Consider the following 19,281-nt stretch of genomic DNA (forward strand, 5'->3'; position numbering starts at 1 on the left):
GGCAGGTGCAGCTAGGCAGGTAGGGCAAACATAGGGCGAACGTCCGCCGAGGTTGCACGCTAGGGGCGCCAGGCAGCGGGATGCCGTAGAATGCCAATGCCTCCGCCACGGCTTCGTGACAACTACCGCCGACGAGGCCCGTTCTTGAGCCTACCGTGCCCGGTCGCCCCGACTTCATCACGAAGCCACCCTACCCCTTACGTTTCCACGGCTACCAACCCCGATGCGTCTCTCGTTCTCCATCGCGGCCTTGCTCGCGGCGCTGCTCGCGGCCCTGCTCCTCGCAGGCGCGCCGGATGTGCGTGCGCAGGACGCAGCCGACGGCGATGCGCTGCTCGCGGCGTGGCGGGCGCAGCAGACCGCGCAGCTCCGGGCCGCGGACGGCGTCGCGTTTGCGCTCACCCTCGACCGGACCGTCGACGGGCCGAAGGGCGCTCACCGGCTGCGCGCCGACGTGGACGTGCGCGTGCGGCTCGACGGCGAGGCTGTGTCGGGCCTGCCGCGCTTCGACGCTGACGTGCAGGCGCTCGAAGTCGATGGCGAGACGATGGCCCCGGCGGACTACGAGCGAGCGACGCACCCGCTGCGGCGCCTCCTGGGGCGCGGGGCCTCGTGGCTCGAACGGCCGATGACGCTGCCCTACCCCATCCTGCGGGTCGCGGAAGCCCGTGACCTCGTGGCTGAGGTGCGGGACGGCCAGCCCGTGTGGCGCACTCGGGTTGGGCGGCTGCCGCGCGGCGTGGACGCGGCCACGTTCTGGTTTGCCCGCGACGGGGATCGGCTCCCGGCCGCCCCGCGCCTCGTCGCCAGTGAGGTCCGCGTCGCGTTCGAGAGCGGCCAGCCCCCGCGCGGCGATCGGCCTCCGCCCAGCGGGCGTCTGCCTCGGGGAGGCCCTCCTGGGGGTGGTCCCCCGCGTGGGGCGCCGCCGCGCCGCGGTCCGGATGTGCGTGCCCCCGACGTTCGCACGCGCCTCGACATCGCCACCGTCTATGCCCGGACCAACGGGCTCGACCTGCCCGCCGCTCAATCGCTCACGCTCGTCGCGCAGCAGCGCCGCCGCATCCGGACGTTCACCGTGCTCGTGGAACAATCGTTGCGCCTGCGGGACGTTCGTGTGATCGAATGAGTGCCTATTCTCTGCCAACCCCCTCGTCCTCCTGCGGTGTGATGGTCTTGCATGTCCTCGTCTTGTTCTGGATGCTCCTCGCCGGGTCGGCGTGCTCGCAGCCCACGGAGCGCTCCGGAGCCTCGCCGTCGATGCCGACCGCGATGCAGGCGTCGCGCATGCCCTACATCGAGGCGGGCCTGACCGAGCGCGAGGCGGCGGCACACTTGCTCAACCGGTTCGCCTACGGACCTCGCCCCGGCGACGTAGATGCGATGGTGAATCAGGGCCTGGACGCCTGGTTTGCCGCGCAACTCGATCCGGGGGCGCTGCCTCCCGAAGTCACAGCGCTCTTCGCGGACCGGTACTCGTTAGCCCGCTCGATGGACGACCTGATCAGCATCTACCGCCGCAACGGCGAAGTCCTCCAGGAGGCGAGGACGCGCGGGATGGTGCCGCGAGACACGCGGCCCGCCGCTCCAGATGGCGCCGCCGCCATCCGCCAGATCCGCGAAGAAAAAGGCTACCGCAACGCCAACGAGATCTTCGGCGATCTGGCGCACTACAAAATCATGCGGGCGGTCCACAGTCCCTATCAGTTGCAAGAGGTGCTGACTGATTTCTGGTTCAACCACTTCAACGTGACGCTCGAACCGGACGTGGTGCTCTACCTCCGCGACTATGAGACTACGGCAATCCGCGCCCATGTGACCGGGCGGTTCGAGGACATGCTGCGCGCGACGGCCCGCCACCCGGCGATGCTGAGCTATCTCGACAACGCGCTCTCGGTCGCGCCCGAGGGTACCCGGACGACGGCACCGCGCCCCCGGCGGATTCCCGGCGGACTGAGCGGCGTCAACGAGAACTACGCCCGCGAACTGATGGAACTGCACACCCTCGGCGTCGATGGGGGCTACACGCAGAGCGATGTCGAGGAGGTCGCGCGGGCGTTCACCGGGTGGACGCTGCTGCCGCGCCGCCGCATTCAGGCCGCGATGGTAGATGCCCGGGGCCAGCAGCAACTCGACCGATTTTTGAACCGGCCCGGCATCGTCCGCGAGGGCCATTTCTTGTTCATCCCCAACTATCACGACGCGGAGGAAAAAACCATCCTCGGCGAGCGCTTCCCGACCGGCGGCGGCATGGACGAGGGCGAGCGCATCCTCGGCATGCTCGCCGCGCACCCGTCCACGGCGCGGCACCTCGCGCGCAAGCTGGCCGTGAAGTTCGTCCAAGACGAGCCCGACGATGTGCTCGTGGAGCGACTTGCGGAGGTCTTCGCTGAGACCAACGGCGACCTCAAAGCGATGATGTGGGCCATCGTGGAGGCGCCTGAGTTTTGGGCACTGCCTGCGCTCGAAGGCAAGGTCAAGACGCCGCTGGAGTACGTGGCGAGCGCCCTCCGCGCGACCGACGCCGACGTTGCGCGGGTCGGGCCGCTCACGACCGCGCTCCGCACGATGGGGGAGGGCCCCTACCGCGCCGTCCCACCGACCGGCTACGACGAAGCCTCGGAGGCCTGGATCAACACCGGGTCGCTGCTCGCCCGCATGGACTTCGGCCTGCGACTCGCCCAGGGCACGATCCGCGGCGTGCGGCTCGACCTTGCCGCGCTCAACCAGCATCGCCAGCCCGAGTCTGCTGAGGCCGCGCTGGAGACGTACGCGCGGCTGCTCCTCCCCGGGCGCGACCTCGACGAGACGCTAGCGCGTCTGACCCCGCTCATCGCCCGCCCCGACTTTGCGGACCGCGTCCGCGAGGCCGCGCCTGAGGCTCGCCCTGATGTCGTGGACGGAGAGCAGCTCGACGAGCCGGAGCGTCCCCGTCGCCAGCGCGCGCGCGCCACTCGCTCGAATGAGACGCTGGCGCTGGTCGTCGGCGTCATCCTCGGCTCGCCCGAGTTTCAACGACAGTAAATGAGTGCAGCGGTGAGGCCGTTGGGCGGTGCGGCGGTAGCCGTCATCAAGCCCTCCGTCCCACTGCCACACAGCAACACCGCATCGCCATGATCGACCGTCGTGCTTTTCTCAAGTCCTCGGGCCTCGCGCTGCTGGCGAGCGGCCTCGGCGGGTGCCCGCTGTTCCTCGGACGCACCGCGCAGGCGAGTACGGGCCCGGGGCTCTTCCAGCGCCGGAAGACGCTCGTGTGCCTCTTCCAGCGCGGCGCGATGGACGGCCTCGCCGCCGTGCAGCCGCTCGTGGACCCGCACCTTCAGCGCGTGCGCCCAGCCCTGACCCTCTCGGCAGCGCGCAACGCCGAGACGCGCCTGCGCGACCTCGACGGAACCTATGGCCTACACCCGGCGCTGGAGCCGCTCGCGCGCTTCTATGAGGAGCAACGCCTCGCCATCGTCCACGGCGTTGGCTCGCCCGTCCCGACGCGCTCGCACTTCGACGCGCAGGACTACATGGAGACGGGCACGCCGGGCGTCCGCGGGCGCAGCGGCTGGCTCAACCGCGCCGTCGGGCTGGCCGGGCACGAGGCGACGCCGTTCCAGGCCGTCTCGCTCACGCCCGCGCTGCCGCGCTCGCTCTTCGGGCCCGAAAACGCGCTCTCGATCGCCAAGCTCGAAGACTTCGGACTGCACGTGCGCGGGGCCGACCTGGCCCAGACCGCCGGGCAGAGCCTGGAAGCGCTCTACGAACAGACGACACGCAACCTGCTCGGGGAGGAGGACGCGCTCAGCCAGGCGGGCCGTGAGGGCCTCGACGCCGCGCGCATTCTGCAGGAGGCCGACCTGAGCAACTACCGCTCCGAGAACGGCGCGGAGTACCCTCGGAGCAAGCTGGGGCAGAGCCTCCGCCAGATCGCGCAGCTCATCAAGCTCGACGTCGGCCTCGAAGTGGCCTTCGCCGAGCAGGGCGGCTGGGACACGCACGTCCGGCAGGGCGGCACCAACGGCTCGTTCGCCCGGCAGGCCCGCGACCTCGCCGAGAGCCTCGCCGCCTTCTGGACCGACCTCGAACGCCACCACGACGAGGTGACCGTGATGACGATGACCGAGTTTGGGCGGACGGTGGCGCAGAATGGCGCGCGGGGCACCGACCACGGCCGCGCCTCGGCGATGTTCGTGCTTGGCAACGGCGTCGCGGGCGGGCGGGTCCACGGACGGCCCCTCGTCCTCGACCCCGACGCGCTCGAAGATGGCCGCGACCTCCCCGTCACTACCGACTTCCGCGCGGTCTTCGCGGGCGTCGCTGGCCCCACGCTCGGCGTCGCCGACGACCGGACGCTCTTCCCCGACTGGACCGGCGAGCGGATGCGACTTGTGGGATAGCCTCGCGCGTCACCCTAGGTCGGCCACGAGCGCGCGGATGCGGGCACCGAGTTCGACCGGGTCGGCTTCGGCGGCGATGCAGACGGAGACGTGGCCCCACGGCTGCGGCAGGACGAACTGGAAGAAGTGGCCATAGCGCACGAGGACGTAGTCGAGGCCGCCGCAGTCGATGTTGCCGCGCTGGGTGGCGAGCGTGAGCAGCGCCGGGTTGACGAGCAACTCCTCGTAGCGATCCGATTCCGAACTGCTGGCGTCGGGCGCGTCGGCCTTCTGCTTCGTGGCGAGGTGGCCGTCGCGGTAGACGGCGACGTAGCGGATGGTCGAGGCGAGTCGAAGGAGGTCGTCAATCATGGTGAGGAAGCGGAGCGACGCCGTAGGTCCGCATCGCCGCGGCGCGCTGCTCGGCTTCGGTGACGTCGGGATAGAGGAAGTAGCTCGGCGCCACGATAGGTGCGGTCGCCGTCACGTCGATGGCGATGATGCTGCGGATGGGAAACAGCCCCTGCGTGATGCGGTGGAGCGGCGGGAGCAGCGCTTCGAAGCGCGCCGTGCCGGGCGCGACGAGGTCAGCCGTGCCCGTGAGCTTGAAGCCCTTCTGCACGAACACGTCCACGAAGCTCACGCACACATTCGGGTTGACTTCGATGTTGCGCACGCTCTGCGGCGAGGCGATCTGCGCGATCAGGAGGCTGCGTTCGTGGTGGGCCGCGAAGGCTTCCTTCGGCGACACGTTGGGCACCCCGTTGGCGTCGGCGGTGGCGAGCCAGCACAGGACGCTGCGGTCGATGGCGTCGAGGATCTCAGGGGTCAGCATGGCAGCATGCGGGTTGTGATCGGGTGATAGCGAAGCAGCCTACTCCGTCTCGGGGCTGGGCGCGCTGTTCCACATGTCGAGGTGCATCCGCCATGCGCCGTCCGTGCCGCGCTTCCACACGATGAGGTATTTCCCGTAGCTCGGCCCCCAGGCCTGGCCGTCGTTCGTGCCGCTCACCGTGTAGGTGCCGTGGTCGTAGGCCGTGTCGCCGACCACCTCGACGGCGGTCGGCGTGATGTGGTGGTTCGTGATGGTGCGGCCGGGCGGGAGCGTCCAGTAGGCGCGGAGGGCGTCGGTGCCCTGGAGCGCGTGGGTCCGCTCGGGGAAGATGACCGCGTCCTCGGTGTAGAGGGCCAGCATCGCGTCCACGTCGTCGCGCATGAAGGCATTGGAGAACGAAGCCGCAGCCTCGGCGATGGCTGCCTCGTCGTCGCTGGACTGTGCAACGGCCGCAGAGGAGACGAGGAGAAGTAGGGCGGCGAGTACGAGGCGAGGCATGAGCAAGGATAGTTGAGCAAGGATGAGCGCTTAGGGCAGTGTGTCGTGCCACCGTTGGAGCGACCTCACGGCCAGACAGCACGGCGGCACCACGGCTCACGCAATTCTGAGCCGTGGCAATAACCGGAGCGCCGTAGCTGTTTAGGGGGCAGACGCGGAGGCGACGCCGGCTGTGCTTCCGTGGACGCTCTCTGACGGCGACTTCCTTCCGGGGTTGCGGTCTACGCTCTGCGCGGTGTCCCGTAAGGCGCCCGTGGTTTCTCTGTCACGTCCACGCTCTCGTCACAGCCATGCTACGCATTTCTACGATACCGCTTGTCCTCCTCGCGGCCCTCGGCCTGTTGCTCGGGCCCGCCGTTGCGCTCCACGGCCCGGCTCCGCTGCCCAACACCGGCAAGATCGCCGGCACCGTCACCGACGAGGCCGGAGACCCGCTCCCCGGTGCCACTATCGTCATCGAAGGAACGGCGTTGGGCGCGGCCACCAACATCGACGGGGAGTACGTCATCCTCGGCGTTCCTGCAGGGGAATACGAGGTCACAGCCAGCTTCGTCGGCTACACCTCCGTGACAACGCGCGGCGTTCAGGTGGCTGCCAACTTGACCCGCATACTCGACTTCGAGTTGTCCTCGCCGTCCGACCTCCAAGAGATCGTGGTTGAATACGAGGGGCCGGCTATGAAGAACGATGCCGTCGGAGTGGCAAGGACGGCGTCTGGGGACGCAAGCCGAATGCACGGCCTCACTTCGTATGTCTCTCCTGCGCCTCCACCTCCGCCCGGTGGCTACATCCCCGGCGTGCAGACGCACAACCCGCTGCCGACGGACCGGGAGGGCTACGCGGCCATCGACGAGAACCCGTTCAAGCGCGTGGGCGACGCGCCGCTCTCGACGTTCGGCATCGACGTGGACGCGGCGTCGTACGCCAACATGCGGCGTTTCCTCAACAGCGGTCGTCTCCCGCCCGCCGACGCGATCCGCATCGAGGAGTTCGTCAACTACTTCACCTACGACTACCCCGACCCCGAGGGCCCTGCCGGGGAGGGCGCACCGTTCTCGATCACGACCGAGGTGGCCGTCGCGCCGTGGCAGTCCGCGCACCGGCTCGTCCGCATCGGCCTCCAGGGACGCCGTATCGACACGGAAGACCTGCCGCCTGCCAACCTCGTATTCCTCCTCGACGTCTCCGGCTCGATGGGCAACGCGGACAAGCTGCCGCTCCTGAAGTCGGCGCTGCGGCTGCTCGTGAATGAGTTGCGAGAGGAGGACACTGTCGCCATCGCCGTCTATGCAGGCGCCGCGGGCGTCGTCCTCGAACCGACCTCCGGCGCGGACAAGGAGACGATCCTCGAAGCGCTCGACCGTCTCGAAGCAGGCGGCTCCACGGCCGGCGGCCAAGGCATCCGCCTCGCCTATCAGCTCGCCCGGCAGCAGTTCGACGCCGAAAAGAACAACCGCGTGCTGCTCGCCACCGACGGCGACTTCAACGTGGGCGCGTCGTCGGACGCGGAGATGCAGCGACTCATCGAAGAGGCGCGTGAGAGCGGCGTCTTCCTCTCGGTGCTCGGCTTCGGCCAGGGCAACCTACAGGACAGCAAGATGGAAGCCATCGCCAACCACGGCAACGGCAACTACGCCTACATCGACACTATCCAGGAGGCGCAGAAGACCCTCGTGGCGCAGATGGGCGGCACGCTCTTCACCATCGCCAAGGACGTGAAGCTCCAGATCGAGTTCAACCCGGCCGCCGTGGCTGCCTATCGGCTGATCGGCTATGAAAACCGCCTCCTCGCCGACGAGGACTTCAACGACGACACGAAAGACAGCGGCGACCTCGGCGCGGGACACTCCGTGACGGCGCTCTACGAAGTCGTCCCGGTCGGTGCCGATTCGCCCACACTCTCAGGCTTGCCGACCGTCGATCCGCTGCGCTACCAGCAAAACGTCGAACCAACCCAGGAAGAGCTCTTCACACCGACAGAGGGCGAGGACGAACTCCTCTTCGTGAAGCTGCGCTACAAGCAGCCGGACGGTGACACGAGCGCGCTGCTCACGCACGCGGTCCGCCCGTCCGACACGCCGATGGCCCGTGCGAGCGCCGACACGCAGTTCGCGGCCGCCGTAGCCAGCTTCGGCATGCTCCTGCGCGGCTCCGACCACGCCGGCGACACCACCTATGAGGACGTACTCGCGCTCGCCCGCGACGGGCGCGGGGCCGACCCGAACGGCTACCGGGGCGAGTTCATCCGGCTTGTGGAGACAGCCGGGGCACTTCAGAATGCCCAAGCCTCGCGGTGACAATAAGCCGGGTGGTAGCGGCGTTATAGGTGCGACGGTCCCGTAAGACCGTCATCCTGCATTCAGTCCCGATGAGGGGGACCCTCCATGAGAGGGAATAGGGGTGCGGCTCTAGGGGTGGGGCCGTACCCCTCTTTTTTGCGCCGAGGCTCCGCATCAATGCCAACCTGGCAGGGGGACAGACGACGCACGGTCTTTGCTTCAGAGCGCTGTCTCCGTTTCGTCTCCACGTAACATCCCGCCAAACGCCGCCGTACTTTCCGGCACAGCCCCACGAGCCGCCCCGCATCCATGTCCACCCGCTCCCGACAACGCCGACGGTCGGACGAACTCGACCGCGCCGACAACTTCGAGTCCGACGACGAACTCACGCTCCGTGCCGATCCCAAGGATAGGGATACGCGTGCCGACGAAGAGCTCGGCGACCGGCTCGACGAGGGCCTCTACGACGATTTCTACGACGAGGTCACCGACGAGGAAATCGAGGCATTCCTGGACGAGCAGGCCTACGAGGAACTGGCCCAGAAGAAGCCGGGCTTCTGGAATCTGCCCACCGCCTCCGGGATCTCGCTGATCGGGCTGGGCACGCTCTACTCGCTGCAGCAGATGGGCCTGCCGCTGTGGAGCGGGTTGGGCGAACTCATGACGGTGCTGCCATGGCTCGCCGGCATTCTCATCATCCTGCTCGGCTTCGGGTTGCTCTCGTGGAGCCCGGACCGCCGCCGCAAAAAGCAGAAGCGCGCCGAGCGCCGCCGTAAGCAGCAGGCCGCGCGGAAACGCCGAGAACGCGAGCGCCGCGAAGCAACTTCATCGAAGGGCCGCACCTCGTCGAGGCGCCAACGGCGGGACGAGCGCCGCGCCGCGCGGTCGTCGTCGCGGACAGCGAAGTCGTCTGGGCGCCGAAAGAAGCTGATGAAGAGCCGCGAAAAGAAGATCCTGGGCGTGGCCGGCGGGATCGGCGACTTCCTCGGCATCGACCCCACGCTGGTGCGGATCGCCTTCGTGCTCGCCTCGATCTTCGGAAGCGGGATGGGCTTCTTCATCTACATCCTGCTTGGGTTCGTGCTGCCCAACCAGGAGACGCAAGAGAAAAAAGAACGCCGTGAGGCTGCCCGCCGCGCCCGCTCCTCGTCACGTGGGGAGCGCTACCGCCGCGACGACGATGACGACGAGCCGTTCATCCGAATCATCAGGGACTGATGAGGGTGGACCTGTGACTGACGATTGCTGCCTTTACGCCGGAAATCTCAAATCGCCAGTCTACAATCCTACGCGATTCCGACGTAGAGGGAGGCGATGCCGAAGGTGAGCGTCTCGGCGTGGAGGTCGCGGTAGCCCGTTTCCCGCAGCTCGCGGAGGAAATCGTCGCCGTCGGGGAAGACGCGGACGGACTCGGGGAGGTAGGTGTAGGCTCCAGCGTCGCCGGAGACGGTGCGCCCGATGCGGGGGAGGACCTGCGTGAAATAGAACTGATACGCCTGGCTTAGCCCGGGCGCACGCGGCCGGCTGAACTCCAGCACCACGAGCGGTGCGCTTGGACGCAGCACGCGGTGGATTTCGGCCAAGCCGCCCTGCAGGTGCTCGAAGTTGCGGACCCCGAACGCGACCAGTGCGCCATCGAAGTGGTCGTCCGGGTAGGGGAGCGCCTCGCTCGCGCCCACGTCCAGGCGGACGGCCCCGCCGAGGCCGCGCTCGGCGACCTTCTCGCGCCCGAAGGCGAGCATGCCCTCGGACGGGTCGACGCCGATGGTCTCCGCCGGTGCGAGCGCCTCGTGGGCAGCGATGGCGAGGTCTGCGGTGCCCGTCGCCACGTCGAGCAGCCGCTCGGGCGGGCCTACAAGGCGCTCGGCGAGGAGGCGGATGGCTCGCTTGCGCCACCGCACGTCGATGCCGAGCGAGAGGGTGCGGTTGAGCAGATCGTAGCGCGGCGCGATGCGGTCGAACATGGCCGCGACCTGCTCGCGCTTGCCGTCGACCTGACCGGGCGGCGGGGCTGCAGGGGAAGGAGAGACGTCGGTGGACTTCATCGCCGCTACGGCGTAGGTTCTAGGGGAAAGCCTGATGCAGGACGCGCGATGTCGCAGGACGCCGCTGTGCCGATGTAAAACCAGCGGAGGCAAAGCAAGCCGAGACAAAACGGACGCGGGTTCCTACCCAGATGCCGCTTACGACGCGCAGGGCGGGGCACGGGTTCGTCCCAACCTCACGCATTGCCGCATTGCGTCTATTTTCACTTTTGACTGAAACTATCCAGATTGGCTGCCGATACTGAAATCGCGGACCATCCAGGTTTTTCTTCGCCCACCACTCACGTCTGTGTCGCGCCCCCCTGCGTCTGAGATCTACCCCCGTCGCGAAACGGGCGCGTCCCTGTCCGGGCGTCTTGCGGCAGCCGTGGCCCAGGCATCACGGCGTGAGCGTGGTGGCGTTCAGCGCGTCGAGATCCCGGTTGGTCCGGTGCGTCCGCTCGCGTGGCTCCACGCCCAGGACGAGTCCGCCGTGCAGGTCAAGGGTACCGCCCTCTACTGGCACGGGCGCGGCGACACCGACGCTGTCGCAGCGCTCGGCGTCGCCGACGAGCTCGATGGGTCGGTCGCCTCCGTGCTGGCAGCCCTCGACATGCGGACGGAGGCGCTGCGCACGCGAGCGCCCGTCTCGCGGTACTACGGCGGCCTCCGCTTCGACCCGCAGGCGCCCGTCTCCGAGGCATGGACCTCGTTCGGCACCGCGCGCTTCGTCCTGCCTCGCTTTGAATTGACGGCGGGCCCCCGCTCCGCGACGCTCGCCTGTCACCTCGTGCCGGGCGACAACCTCGACGCGGTCCTGGCAGCCGTCGCGGCCCTGCGCTTCCCGGCGTGGACGCGGCTGCCGCTCCCAGCGCGCCGTCATGCCCTCGACCGCCCGACGCCGACCGGACGCGTCGATGCACCTACGCACCCGGATTGGTCCGCGCACATCGCTGAAGCACTCGATGGCTTCGACGCGGGCCGCTTCGAGAAGGTAGTCCTGGCCCGCCGCGCCACGTTCGGCTTCGACGCGCCCGTCGAGGCACTGGACCTGCTGGAGCGCCTGGAGGCGGCCACGCCCAACTGTTACCACTTCGCGTTCCGCTTTGCCGACGCGCATTCAGACGCCGATGCCACGTTCATCGGGGCCTCGCCCGAGCGCCTGTTCCACCGCGATGGCTGGCGCGTCCAGAGTGAGGCCGTCGCCGGAACGCGCCCCCGCGGTCTGCTCCGGGGCGACGATGCCCGTCTGCGCGATGAACTGCTCGGCAGCGAGAAGGACCTCCGCGAGCACGGCTATGTCCGCGACGCCATCCTCGCCGGGCTGCGCCCGTTCACGGAGACGCTCGACATCGACGCGCAGGCGAGCGAAATGGCCCTCGCCAACAAGCGACACCTGCGCTCCGGCATCCGCGGGCTCCTGCACGACGGCGTTGCCTCGACTGACATCCTGGCCGCCCTCCACCCGACGCCTGCCGTGGGCGGCACGCCGACGGACGCCGCGCTTGCGTTCCTGCGCGACACCGAGCCGTTCGACCGGGGCTGGTATGCCGGGCCCGTAGGCTGGGTGGGCGTCGACGCCGCCGAGTTTGCCGTAGCGATTCGCTCCGGGCTCGTGCGCGACACCTCGCTGGCGCTCTACTCCGGAGCTGGCATCGTACGCGGCTCCGACGCCGACGCCGAGTGGGCCGAGATCGAGCACAAACTGAGCGATTTCCTCGACGTGCTCGGCCTGGGCCGCGGCCTCGGCGACGGGCACGCGAGCGGCGACGGGCAGTCCGACCTGCGCGTCCCGCGTCTCTCGCTGGGGTGAGCGCTGCGGCGTAGCAGTGCATCGGTATAGCTGTGCCGCCCACAGGAGCAGGACTTCTGGAGTTGGAGAGAGGCATGTCCGCCTCACCGCCTCACCGCGACCCGCATCGGCAGACCGGCTTTCGCCTTCAGGATGATGCCCGCGTCGAGCTTTGGCGGCGACTGCCAGGTCGGTTCGAGGTGGAGCCGTTGGCCGAGCGTGGCCAGGACGAGGTGAGCCTGCAGGAGCGCGTGCCGCCGCCCAATGCAGATGTGCCGCCCGAAGCCGAATGGCGCATAGTGCAAGCCAACAAAGGCGTCTGGGGCGCCATCCTCGCTGAGGAAGCGCGTCGGGTTGAAGGCATCGGGGCGGTCCCAGAAATCGGGGTGGCGATGCAGCGCGTAGGGGCACAGCATCACGTGCGCGCGGATCGGGACGCGCCAGCCCGCACCGTCCGCGTCCGGCATCACGTCGTCGTCGAGGGCAATGCGGTGGTAGGCCCAGGCCGGCGGGTAGAGCCGCAGCGTCTCGTGGAGCACCGCCTCGGTGTAGGGCAGCGCGCGGAGGTCGGCGAGCGTTGGCGCGCGATCGGCGACACTCGCGTCCAGTTCGGCGTCCATGCGCGCGCGCGCATCTGAAGTCATCCCGAGGCTCATCCAGGCAGCCGAGAGGGCGCCAGCCGTGGTGTCGAAGCCCGCGAAGAGGAAGGTGTTGAGTTCGTCGCGGATCTGCTTGCGGTCGAGCGTCTCTTCGGACTCGGCGTTCAGGAGCAGGCGGAGGAGGGGCGCAGGCGCAAGCGCGCGCGGGTCCCCGTCTGGCAGCGCGGCGCGTTCGATCACGTCGTAGGTGACCGCGTCGATGCGGGCGAGCGCGGCCGCGGCGCGTGCCGTCCCCGGCGGACGTAGGCGACGCAGGCCCGGCGTCCCGCTCCAGACGCGTCGGAGGAAGTTGTTGGCTAGGCTCGCGTGCTGAAGCACGATGTCGAGGTCCGCGATCATCGCGTCGGCGTCGATTTGCCAGGCGGGCGCGAACATCGTGCGCGTCATCACCCGCAGGAGTAGCCGTTTCATCGCCGCCTGCACGTCCACCACGTCCCCGTCCTGCCACGTGTCGAGGAGCGCGTCCAACTCGGTACGCAGGGCTGTCTCGACGGTGGCATCGTACTCCGTGCGAAACGCCTGCCCGACGAGCCGCCGCTGCTGTTTCCATAGGTCGCCCTCGCTCGTGAACAGTCCCTGCCCGATGAGCGGTCGCAGGTCGTCGAGGAGCTTGCCGCGCGTGTAGTTCTCGACGCGGTCGCGCAGGACGTGACGGACGAGGTCAGGGTGGTTGACGAGGTACGTCTCCGCGTCGGACAGGTGGAGGTAGACGAGCGGCCCGTAGGTGCGCGCGATGTGCGTGAAGGCTCCGAGTGGATCGCGCATTAGGCGCGGCAGCAGCCGCACGAAGCCCCAGCCCTGAGGGCCGGGCGGGGCATCGGTTCGCACACGAACGGGTGGGGTGGGGGCGGTCGGCATCGGCATCGGCAAAGCTTGGGCAACCTACGCTGAGCGACCTGGCTGTGCCTGCAAAGACGCAAGGAACCCAAGCGGCGCATGTACGGCTTCCACGCATCCAGCCTAGGCGGAGGCTGCGGGGCAGCGTACCGGAACGAGCCACCGTGGTCGTTATGTAGAAGGCCTCAATTTTGCGGGGCCTTGCCGGTAGAGGGGATCCCTTCCCCGTATCATCATTTCCCTTCACACCTCTTACTCCTAGCGCTTCGATTCGTGAAAGTCAGCGATCAGATCCTCAACGCCGAAACGCCGCCGATTTCCTACGAGATCATCCCACCCAAGCGCGGCACCAACATCGAGAGCGTCTTTGGCATCGTGGAGCAGCTCAAGCCGCACGAGCCGCCGTTCATCGACGTGACGAGCCACGCGGCCGAGATCTACTACGAGGAGATGCCCGACGGCACCGTGCGCAAGCACGTCAAGCGCAAGCGCCCCGGCACGCTCGGGCTGTGCGCCGCCATCCAGCACCGCTTCGGCATCCCCGCCGTGCCGCACCTGCTCTGCCAGGGCTTCACCCGCGAGGAGACCGAGGACGCCCTCATCGAACTGCACTACCTCGGCATCCGCAACGTGCTTGCGCTGCGCGGCGACGACAAGGGCTTCCGCAAGCCCACCAACAACAACCGCTCGCGCAACGACTACGCCGAGGACCTCGTCCGGCAGATCGACAACATGAACCGGGGCCAGTTTCTCGAACAGCTCATCGACGCGCAGGCGACCGACTTCTGCGTCGGCGTGGCGGGCTACCCGGAGAAGCACTTCGAGTCGCCCAACCCGACGTGGGACGTGCTCGCGCTCAAGCGCAAGGTCGACGCCGGCGCGGACTACATCGTCACGCAGATGTTCTTCGACAACCGGCACTACTTCGACTTCGTCGAGCGCTGCCGCGAGGTCGGCATCACGGTGCCCATCGTGCCGGGCCTGAAGATCATCACATCGAAGAAGCACCTCACGTCGCTCCCGGCGTTTTTCCACCTAGAGATCCCCGAAGCGCTCGCGGCCGAGGTCGAGGCCGCCGACCGGAAGAACGTGTCCGCCGTTGGCATCGAGTGGGCACGGCAGCAGGCGCAGGAACTGCTCGAAGGCGGAGCCCCGGCGCTGCACTTCTACATCATGCAGACGGCCAAGCACGCCCTCCAGGTCGTCGAGCCGCTGCGGAAGATGGCGTAGGGGGAGTGTGGCTGTGCGGCCGTGTTTCTGTGAGGCCGTGGGGTGAGCACCTTCGCGGCAACACGGCCCCACAGAAACACGGCTTCACGAGGGCGCTAGCCCTCTCGCACCAGCGGCATCGTCATGCAGCGGGCGCCGCCGCGGCCGCGCGAGAGCTCGTGGCCGGTGAGCTGGAGGGCGACCTTCTCGCCCACGGGGACGGTGCCGTTCTCGTAGAAGGAGAGGAAGTGCTCGGCGTTGACGACGTGGAAGCCCTGGTCGCGCAGCGCGGCGAAGGTGTGGCGGTTGCGCTCGTAGGCCAGCACCAGGTTCGGTGCGACGGCGAAGAGGTTGGCTCCGTCGGTCCACTGCTCGCGCTCCTGGTTGAGCGGGTCGGCGCCGCCGCACGGGATGAACGTGAATGGGTGCCCCGTCAACTCCTCGATGGCAACCTGCACGCTGGGCAGCACGCGCGTCTGGAAGCGCCCGCCCCCTGCGGTGGTGGCGTCGTACTCCGAGAAGTGGAAGACGTTGTGCCGCTCCCGCGCAATGATCGGCGGATAGACCATGCACGTCTCGTCGTCGATGAAGGTGAACACCGTGTCGAGGTGCATGCACGAGCGCTTGTTCGGCAGGTTGACCATCAGCACGTCCGTGACGGGCGTCTCGGCGAGTAGGCGCTCCGTGACGGCCATCACGCCGCCGAGCGAGGTCCGCTCCGACTGCCCAATGAGCACGAGCGACTCGTTGACCACGAGGAGGTCGCCACCTTCGAACGAGACATAGTCGGGTAGGACGAACAGCTGGTCCCGGTTCGCAGCGAAGCGCGGGTGGTGGCGGAGGATCGCCTCGACGATCACGCTCTCGCGGCGGCGGGCGTCGGTGGCAGCGCGGCTCATCACCACGTGGCTGCCCACCACGGCGCAGAGGTCGCGGGTGAAGAGCAGGTTGGGCAGCGGCGGGGCGACCAGCGGCAGCGGCGACTGCCCGGTGACGGCGAAGCGGTCGAGCGCGTCCGGGTCGAGCGCGAGGAGGTCGGTCTCATAGCGTGCGTAGTTGCGCGCCGGGAGCGCCCGGCTCAGCTCGGCCACAAACCACGCACGAGCATCCGCCCCTGCGTCCGCGTCCTCGAACGTCCCGCGGAGCAGCGCCCCGATCTGAAGGACGGCCTCCGGCTTCCCGACGACGCGCTCGAACACGGCACACAGCTGCTGGTGCTCCTCACGGGCGCGGTCGGTGAACAGGATATCGTCGAAGAGGAGGGCGTCTTTGTTATCCGGGGCCACGAGCGACATTTCCTCGCCGGGCGTGTGGACGACGACCTGGCGCAGCAGCGCCGTCTCGGACGTGACGTGCAGCGTATCGACGGCGTCGGACGGGCGGGCGGGAGCAGGGGGAGCTGTAGGCATAGGAGAGCGCCAAGGGGGGAGAGCGCCAAGGGGGGAGGGCGCAGAAGCGGCGAGGCCAGCGAAAACGCCTGCCGGGGCGTCCCAGCAGGCGTTCGGAAAGTACGAGGTCGAGGGCGCGGCCGTGGAACGGTCGCTGCAGCACAGGGTCACCGTCGGCGTTTGGCGAGGAGCTCAACGAAGCGGAGCACCACCGCGATGACGAGCAGCACCACCAGCACGGGGAACACAAACTCCAGCAGCGCGACGCCGAGTTGGAGCAGCATCGACAGCAGCGAGAAGGCGATCATGAGCACGATCGCCACAAGAACAAGCTGGAGGATGCGCTGGATGGTCATGGATCCATTCATAGTGGAAAGCCGGATAGCATGTCTACACGTACTAAATGCGTTGCAACAAGGGAAGGTCCGCGCGAGCGCGGGAGAGTCTACAACGTCGTAAAGAACTCAGCAAGCGCGATGCCCGCGCCATTACGGTCGAAGCCGCCTAGGAACAGTATTCGGCCATCGGCGAGTTTGGTTGCGGTGTGGTCGGAGCGGCCCACATTGAGGCGGGGTGCGCCGGAGGCTAGGGGAAAGGCGAAGAAGCGTCTGGCTTCGGCGGCGTAGACCTCGGCTTCGGGCACGGGCGCCCCGGTGCCGCGCACCTGGCCGCCCGCCACAAGCACTAGTCCGGGCTCGATGGCGTCTCCGGCGTGGCCGATGCGCGCGGTCGTCATGGGCCGCACCGGCACGTCGTCGTAGCTGGGGTTGAGCCCGAGCGTGACCGCGAGGGCGACCGAGTCCACGGCGATGTCGTTGGGGGGCACGTAGGTACCCGCGAGCAGGAAGTCGCCGAAGCCTTCCTCGTCCTGCGCGCCGAGCGCGGTGAACGTGAACGCCGAGACGGCGGTGGGCGTGCGCGCCAGCGCCGGGCCGACGCTCAGGCCGCTGTCGAGCGTCGGCCCGGCGCCAAACCCGTCGTTCGGCGGGACGAGTTCGAGAATCCGAAAGTCGGAGCGTGTGCCAACGGCCGTCCCCGAGCTCGCGATTCGTCCCCGGCCGCCGATCACGTAGACGAACGTGCCGCCGTCGACCGTGACGACGTGCGCGGCGTGGTCTGCCCGGATCATAGCGGGGCTCCGTTCGGAGAGGGTTACCCGGGTGAAGGTCTCGGTTCGCGGATCGAACAACTCTCCGTCGGTGACGAAGTCGCCGAAGCCGCCGGCCGGAGACTGGCGCACGCCCCCCAGGAGGAGCACGCGCCCGTCAGGGAGCAACGAAGCCGTATGGCCCGCGCGCGCTTCCACCATGCGCGCTGAGAGGGTCTTGAACCTATTCGACTGCGGGTTGAACACGTAGGCTATGTCACGCACCGTGCCGTCGCGCTGTGGCGTGCCACCTGTGACGAGGACGCGCCCGTCGTCAAGGCGCACCGCTGCGTGCCCGCCGAGGGCTTCCGGCATCAGCACGAAGGCCGGGCCTGCGGTTTCCAGGGCAAAGGCGGCCGGCAAGAACACGCCGAAGCGCGTCGCGCGCGACACGTTGCCGCCTGCGTCCTCCGCTTCGATCTGCAGGGCGTTCACCCCACGAGCAAAGGCAAAGTCCAGGCGGTAAGTCTGCGTTTCCGGGTCGAACGCCGCGCTGCGCCCGTTGACCCGTACCGTGTCGATGCCGCGCAACTCCGAGTCCACCTGCACCTCGACGACCACAACGGGTTCGGTCACCACCGTTGACAGGTTGGGCGACAGGATGGTGATGGACGGCGGCGATTCCTCCACGAACGGGCGGTCGCACCCGGCGCCGACCGCGAGCACGAGGATGAGGAGAACGAGGGTGGGGAGGAGGCGCATAGGGCGGAGCTAAATCAAGCACGGACGCACGAAACGGGTGACCTCCTGGTTCCGGTATGGACGCGCCTGCTTTTGCCCTAGCGTATGAATTTTCCTACCTGTCCGGCGCGTCGAAGGGCGCGTCGTAGGCGACGTGCTCTAGGGCGAGCCCGTGCGCGGGGGCGGCCGGTCCGGCAGCCCTGCGGTCTTGCGTGGCTAGAATGCCTGCCATCGCATCGACGGGGCGCTTGCCGTGGCCCACCTCGACGAGCGTGCCAACGAGCGCGCGCACCATCCCATGCAGGAAGCGGTCCGCGACGACCTCGAAGCGCCAGTCGCCTGTGCGCGGCTCTGGCACCCAGGAAGCCTGCGTGACCGTGCAGACGCGGTTGACGGTGGCCGACTGCGTGCGGCAAAACGCGCCGAAGTGCTGCGTCCCGAGGAGCGCCTGCGCTGCCTCGTTCATGCGGACGAAGTCGGGCGCAGGTTTGACGTGCCATCGGGTGCGCCGGTCGAGGGCGCGGGCGGTCGTGGCGATGTGGTAGTGGTAGCGCCGTGCGCGGGCGTCGTAGCGCGCGTGGAAGGCGTCGGCGCAGCGCTCGGCGGCGAGCACGGCGATGGCGTCCGGCAGCAGCCCGTTGAGCGACCGCCGGAGTCGGACAGGGTCCACGGTGGCCCCGCCAGGCGCGTCGAAGTGGGCCACCTGGCCCCGCGCGTGCACGCCAGCGTCGGTCCGGCCCGAGCCAACGAGGCTGACCTCGCCGCGCAGCACCGTGGCCAGCGCGCGCTCGATCTCAGCCTGGACGGTCGGTTGGTCGGGCTGCACCTGCCAGCCCGCGTAGGGGCCGCCGTCGTATTCGACCAAGAGGCGAAATCGCATCGGGCAGAGAAATCGAGCAGAGAAGAGGAGAGACGGGCGAGACAAGCGGACCGGGCAGGCGACAGACCAGGCAAGCTGTAACTTAGCGTTCCCCTCCCCTTCAGGTCGTGCTATGCCCCGAGCCAATATCTATCTCACTGGCTTCATGGGCAGCGGCAAGAGCACCGTCGGTCCTGTGCTGGCCTCGCAGCTCGACGCGGCCTTCGTGGACCTCGACGCAAGCATCGAGCAGACGACCGGGCTGGCTATCCCTGTGCTCTTCGCCAACGAGGGGGAGGCCGCATTCCGGCGGGCGGAGCGGGCGGCCCTACAGGCAACGACCGAGCGTCGCGGCCTCGTCGTGGCGACTGGGGGCGGGGCCCTGCTCGACGAGTCGGCATACCGGCTCGCGGCAGCAGCCGGCGCCGTCGTCTACCTGCGTGTGCCCACTGACCTGCTCGCCGCTCGGCTGGAGCCGGCAGCGGCGGAGCGCCCCCTCCTGCACGACGGAGCAGGCGTTCCGCTCACGGGCACGGCCCTGCATGCCCGCATCGATGCGCTGCTCGGCCAGCGCGAGCGGGCCTACGAGCGTGCCGACGTGGTTGTGCAGGCTGATGCTTTTCCCGCCAGCACGGTGGCAGCGTGGATTGCGAAAGCGCTGAATCGCTAGCGGAGGGCTGTGACGTCGGGCCTCGGAGCGGCGGCTGAGCCC

17 protein-coding genes are annotated in these 19,281 nt (G+C 68.6%); 8 read left to right on the forward strand and 9 right to left on the reverse strand.

Going from position 1 to position 19,281, the window contains the following annotated elements:
* The first annotated feature begins 223 nt into the window (after positions 1-223).
* The 3 genes from AAFU51_12235 to AAFU51_12245 all read left to right on the forward strand — a co-directional run bounded on the left by AAFU51_12235 (position 224) and on the right by AAFU51_12245 (position 4,382).
* Complete coding sequence (locus AAFU51_12235) at positions 224-1,126, forward strand: hypothetical protein (GenBank protein ID MEO1572028.1); 903 nt, start codon at positions 224-226, stop codon at positions 1,124-1,126.
* A gap of 41 nt (positions 1,127-1,167) precedes the next feature.
* The gene (locus AAFU51_12240) at positions 1,168-3,021 is read left to right on the forward strand and encodes a DUF1800 domain-containing protein (GenBank protein MEO1572029.1); all 1,854 of its coding nucleotides are present in this window, start codon (positions 1,168-1,170) and stop codon (positions 3,019-3,021) included.
* An 89-nt stretch (positions 3,022-3,110) separates the two neighbouring features.
* Positions 3,111-4,382, forward strand: coding sequence for a DUF1501 domain-containing protein (locus AAFU51_12245; protein ID MEO1572030.1), 1,272 nt, complete (start codon positions 3,111-3,113; stop codon positions 4,380-4,382).
* Between the two features lie 9 nt (positions 4,383-4,391).
* On the opposite strand, the gene AAFU51_12250 is transcribed toward AAFU51_12245, so the two are convergent.
* From AAFU51_12250 to AAFU51_12260, 3 genes are read right to left on the reverse strand one after another with little or no spacing between them, the layout of a single operon-like run.
* Positions 4,392-4,733 (reverse strand): hypothetical protein, encoded by a 342-nt coding sequence (locus AAFU51_12250; GenBank protein ID MEO1572031.1) that lies wholly within the window; start codon positions 4,731-4,733, stop codon positions 4,392-4,394.
* Positions 4,726-5,196, reverse strand: coding sequence for a pyridoxamine 5'-phosphate oxidase family protein (locus AAFU51_12255; GenBank protein ID MEO1572032.1), 471 nt, complete (start codon positions 5,194-5,196; stop codon positions 4,726-4,728). Before AAFU51_12255 ends, AAFU51_12250 begins: the two co-directional genes overlap by 8 nt.
* A 39-nt stretch (positions 5,197-5,235) precedes the next feature.
* The gene (locus tag AAFU51_12260) at positions 5,236-5,694 is read right to left on the reverse strand and encodes a DUF4440 domain-containing protein (GenBank protein ID MEO1572033.1); all 459 of its coding nucleotides are present in this window, start codon (positions 5,692-5,694) and stop codon (positions 5,236-5,238) included.
* Between the two features lie 290 nt (positions 5,695-5,984).
* On the opposite strand from AAFU51_12260, the gene AAFU51_12265 reads away from it, so the two are divergent.
* On the forward strand, positions 5,985-7,991 hold the full coding sequence (locus tag AAFU51_12265) for a von Willebrand factor type A domain-containing protein (protein ID MEO1572034.1): 2,007 nt from the start codon (positions 5,985-5,987) through the stop codon (positions 7,989-7,991).
* A gap of 291 nt (positions 7,992-8,282) precedes the next feature.
* A complete protein-coding gene (locus tag AAFU51_12270; GenBank protein MEO1572035.1) occupies positions 8,283-9,191 on the forward strand; it encodes a PspC domain-containing protein in 909 nt (302 codons plus the stop codon).
* 68 nt (positions 9,192-9,259) lie between these two features.
* Here the strand turns inward: AAFU51_12270 and ubiE are convergent, their stop codons facing one another.
* A complete protein-coding gene (gene ubiE, locus AAFU51_12275) occupies positions 9,260-10,018 on the reverse strand; it encodes a bifunctional demethylmenaquinone methyltransferase/2-methoxy-6-polyprenyl-1,4-benzoquinol methylase UbiE (protein MEO1572036.1) in 759 nt (252 codons plus the stop codon).
* Between the two features lie 367 nt (positions 10,019-10,385).
* On the opposite strand from ubiE, the gene AAFU51_12280 reads away from it, so the two are divergent.
* The gene (locus AAFU51_12280) at positions 10,386-11,810 is read left to right on the forward strand and encodes an isochorismate synthase (GenBank protein MEO1572037.1); all 1,425 of its coding nucleotides are present in this window, start codon (positions 10,386-10,388) and stop codon (positions 11,808-11,810) included.
* A gap of 83 nt (positions 11,811-11,893) precedes the next feature.
* Here AAFU51_12280 and AAFU51_12285 read toward each other — a convergent pair whose 3' ends face one another.
* A complete protein-coding gene (locus tag AAFU51_12285) occupies positions 11,894-13,306 on the reverse strand; it encodes a cytochrome P450 (GenBank protein MEO1572038.1) in 1,413 nt (470 codons plus the stop codon).
* 252 nt (positions 13,307-13,558) lie between these two features.
* On the opposite strand from AAFU51_12285, the gene metF reads away from it, so the two are divergent.
* Positions 13,559-14,515: a methylenetetrahydrofolate reductase [NAD(P)H] gene (gene metF / locus AAFU51_12290; protein ID MEO1572039.1), complete on the forward strand. Its 957-nt coding sequence runs from the start codon at positions 13,559-13,561 to the stop codon at positions 14,513-14,515.
* A 95-nt stretch (positions 14,516-14,610) separates the two neighbouring features.
* Here metF and AAFU51_12295 read toward each other — a convergent pair whose 3' ends face one another.
* The 4 genes from AAFU51_12295 to truA form a co-directional block, all read right to left on the reverse strand.
* A complete protein-coding gene (locus tag AAFU51_12295; GenBank protein MEO1572040.1) occupies positions 14,611-15,903 on the reverse strand; it encodes an arginine deiminase family protein in 1,293 nt (430 codons plus the stop codon).
* A gap of 146 nt (positions 15,904-16,049) precedes the next feature.
* Entirely contained in the window at positions 16,050-16,238 is a 189-nt protein-coding gene (locus AAFU51_12300; GenBank protein MEO1572041.1) for a hypothetical protein, read from the reverse strand.
* An 89-nt stretch (positions 16,239-16,327) separates the two neighbouring features.
* Positions 16,328-17,731 (reverse strand): kelch repeat-containing protein, encoded by a 1,404-nt coding sequence (locus AAFU51_12305; GenBank protein ID MEO1572042.1) that lies wholly within the window; start codon positions 17,729-17,731, stop codon positions 16,328-16,330.
* A gap of 94 nt (positions 17,732-17,825) precedes the next feature.
* On the reverse strand, positions 17,826-18,590 hold the full coding sequence (truA, locus tag AAFU51_12310) for a tRNA pseudouridine(38-40) synthase TruA (protein MEO1572043.1): 765 nt from the start codon (positions 18,588-18,590) through the stop codon (positions 17,826-17,828).
* A gap of 112 nt (positions 18,591-18,702) precedes the next feature.
* Between truA and AAFU51_12315 the strand changes: the two genes are divergently transcribed.
* Entirely contained in the window at positions 18,703-19,239 is a 537-nt protein-coding gene (locus tag AAFU51_12315) for a shikimate kinase (protein MEO1572044.1), read from the forward strand.
* Positions 19,240-19,281: the final 42 nt, after the last annotated feature.

It is taken from the genome of Bacteroidota bacterium, from assembly GCA_039821555.1.
Lineage (GTDB): Bacteria > Bacteroidota > Rhodothermia > Rhodothermales > Rubricoccaceae > JBCBEX01.

Bases quoted from the DNA above. Each gene is read 5' to 3' on its own strand.
- AAFU51_12235 (MEO1572028.1), top strand. From the start codon at position 224: ATGCGTCTCTCGTTCTCCATCGCGGCCTTGCTCGCGGCGCTGCTCGCG.
- AAFU51_12240 (MEO1572029.1), top strand. From the start codon at position 1,168: ATGGTCTTGCATGTCCTCGTCTTGTTCTGGATGCTCCTCGCCGGGTCG.
- AAFU51_12245 (MEO1572030.1), top strand. From the start codon at position 3,111: ATGATCGACCGTCGTGCTTTTCTCAAGTCCTCGGGCCTCGCGCTGCTG.
- AAFU51_12250 (MEO1572031.1), bottom strand. From the start codon at position 4,733: ATGATTGACGACCTCCTTCGACTCGCCTCGACCATCCGCTACGTCGCC.
- AAFU51_12255 (MEO1572032.1), bottom strand. From the start codon at position 5,196: ATGCTGACCCCTGAGATCCTCGACGCCATCGACCGCAGCGTCCTGTGC.
- AAFU51_12260 (MEO1572033.1), bottom strand. From the start codon at position 5,694: ATGCCTCGCCTCGTACTCGCCGCCCTACTTCTCCTCGTCTCCTCTGCG.
- AAFU51_12265 (MEO1572034.1), top strand. From the start codon at position 5,985: ATGCTACGCATTTCTACGATACCGCTTGTCCTCCTCGCGGCCCTCGGC.
- AAFU51_12270 (MEO1572035.1), top strand. From the start codon at position 8,283: ATGTCCACCCGCTCCCGACAACGCCGACGGTCGGACGAACTCGACCGC.
- ubiE (MEO1572036.1), bottom strand. From the start codon at position 10,018: ATGAAGTCCACCGACGTCTCTCCTTCCCCTGCAGCCCCGCCGCCCGGT.
- AAFU51_12285 (MEO1572038.1), bottom strand. From the start codon at position 13,306: ATGCCGACCGCCCCCACCCCACCCGTTCGTGTGCGAACCGATGCCCCG.
- AAFU51_12295 (MEO1572040.1), bottom strand. From the start codon at position 15,903: ATGCCTACAGCTCCCCCTGCTCCCGCCCGCCCGTCCGACGCCGTCGAT.
- AAFU51_12300 (MEO1572041.1), bottom strand. From the start codon at position 16,238: ATGACCATCCAGCGCATCCTCCAGCTTGTTCTTGTGGCGATCGTGCTC.
- AAFU51_12305 (MEO1572042.1), bottom strand. From the start codon at position 17,731: ATGCGCCTCCTCCCCACCCTCGTTCTCCTCATCCTCGTGCTCGCGGTC.
- truA (MEO1572043.1), bottom strand. From the start codon at position 18,590: ATGCGATTTCGCCTCTTGGTCGAATACGACGGCGGCCCCTACGCGGGC.
- AAFU51_12315 (MEO1572044.1), top strand. From the start codon at position 18,703: ATGCCCCGAGCCAATATCTATCTCACTGGCTTCATGGGCAGCGGCAAG.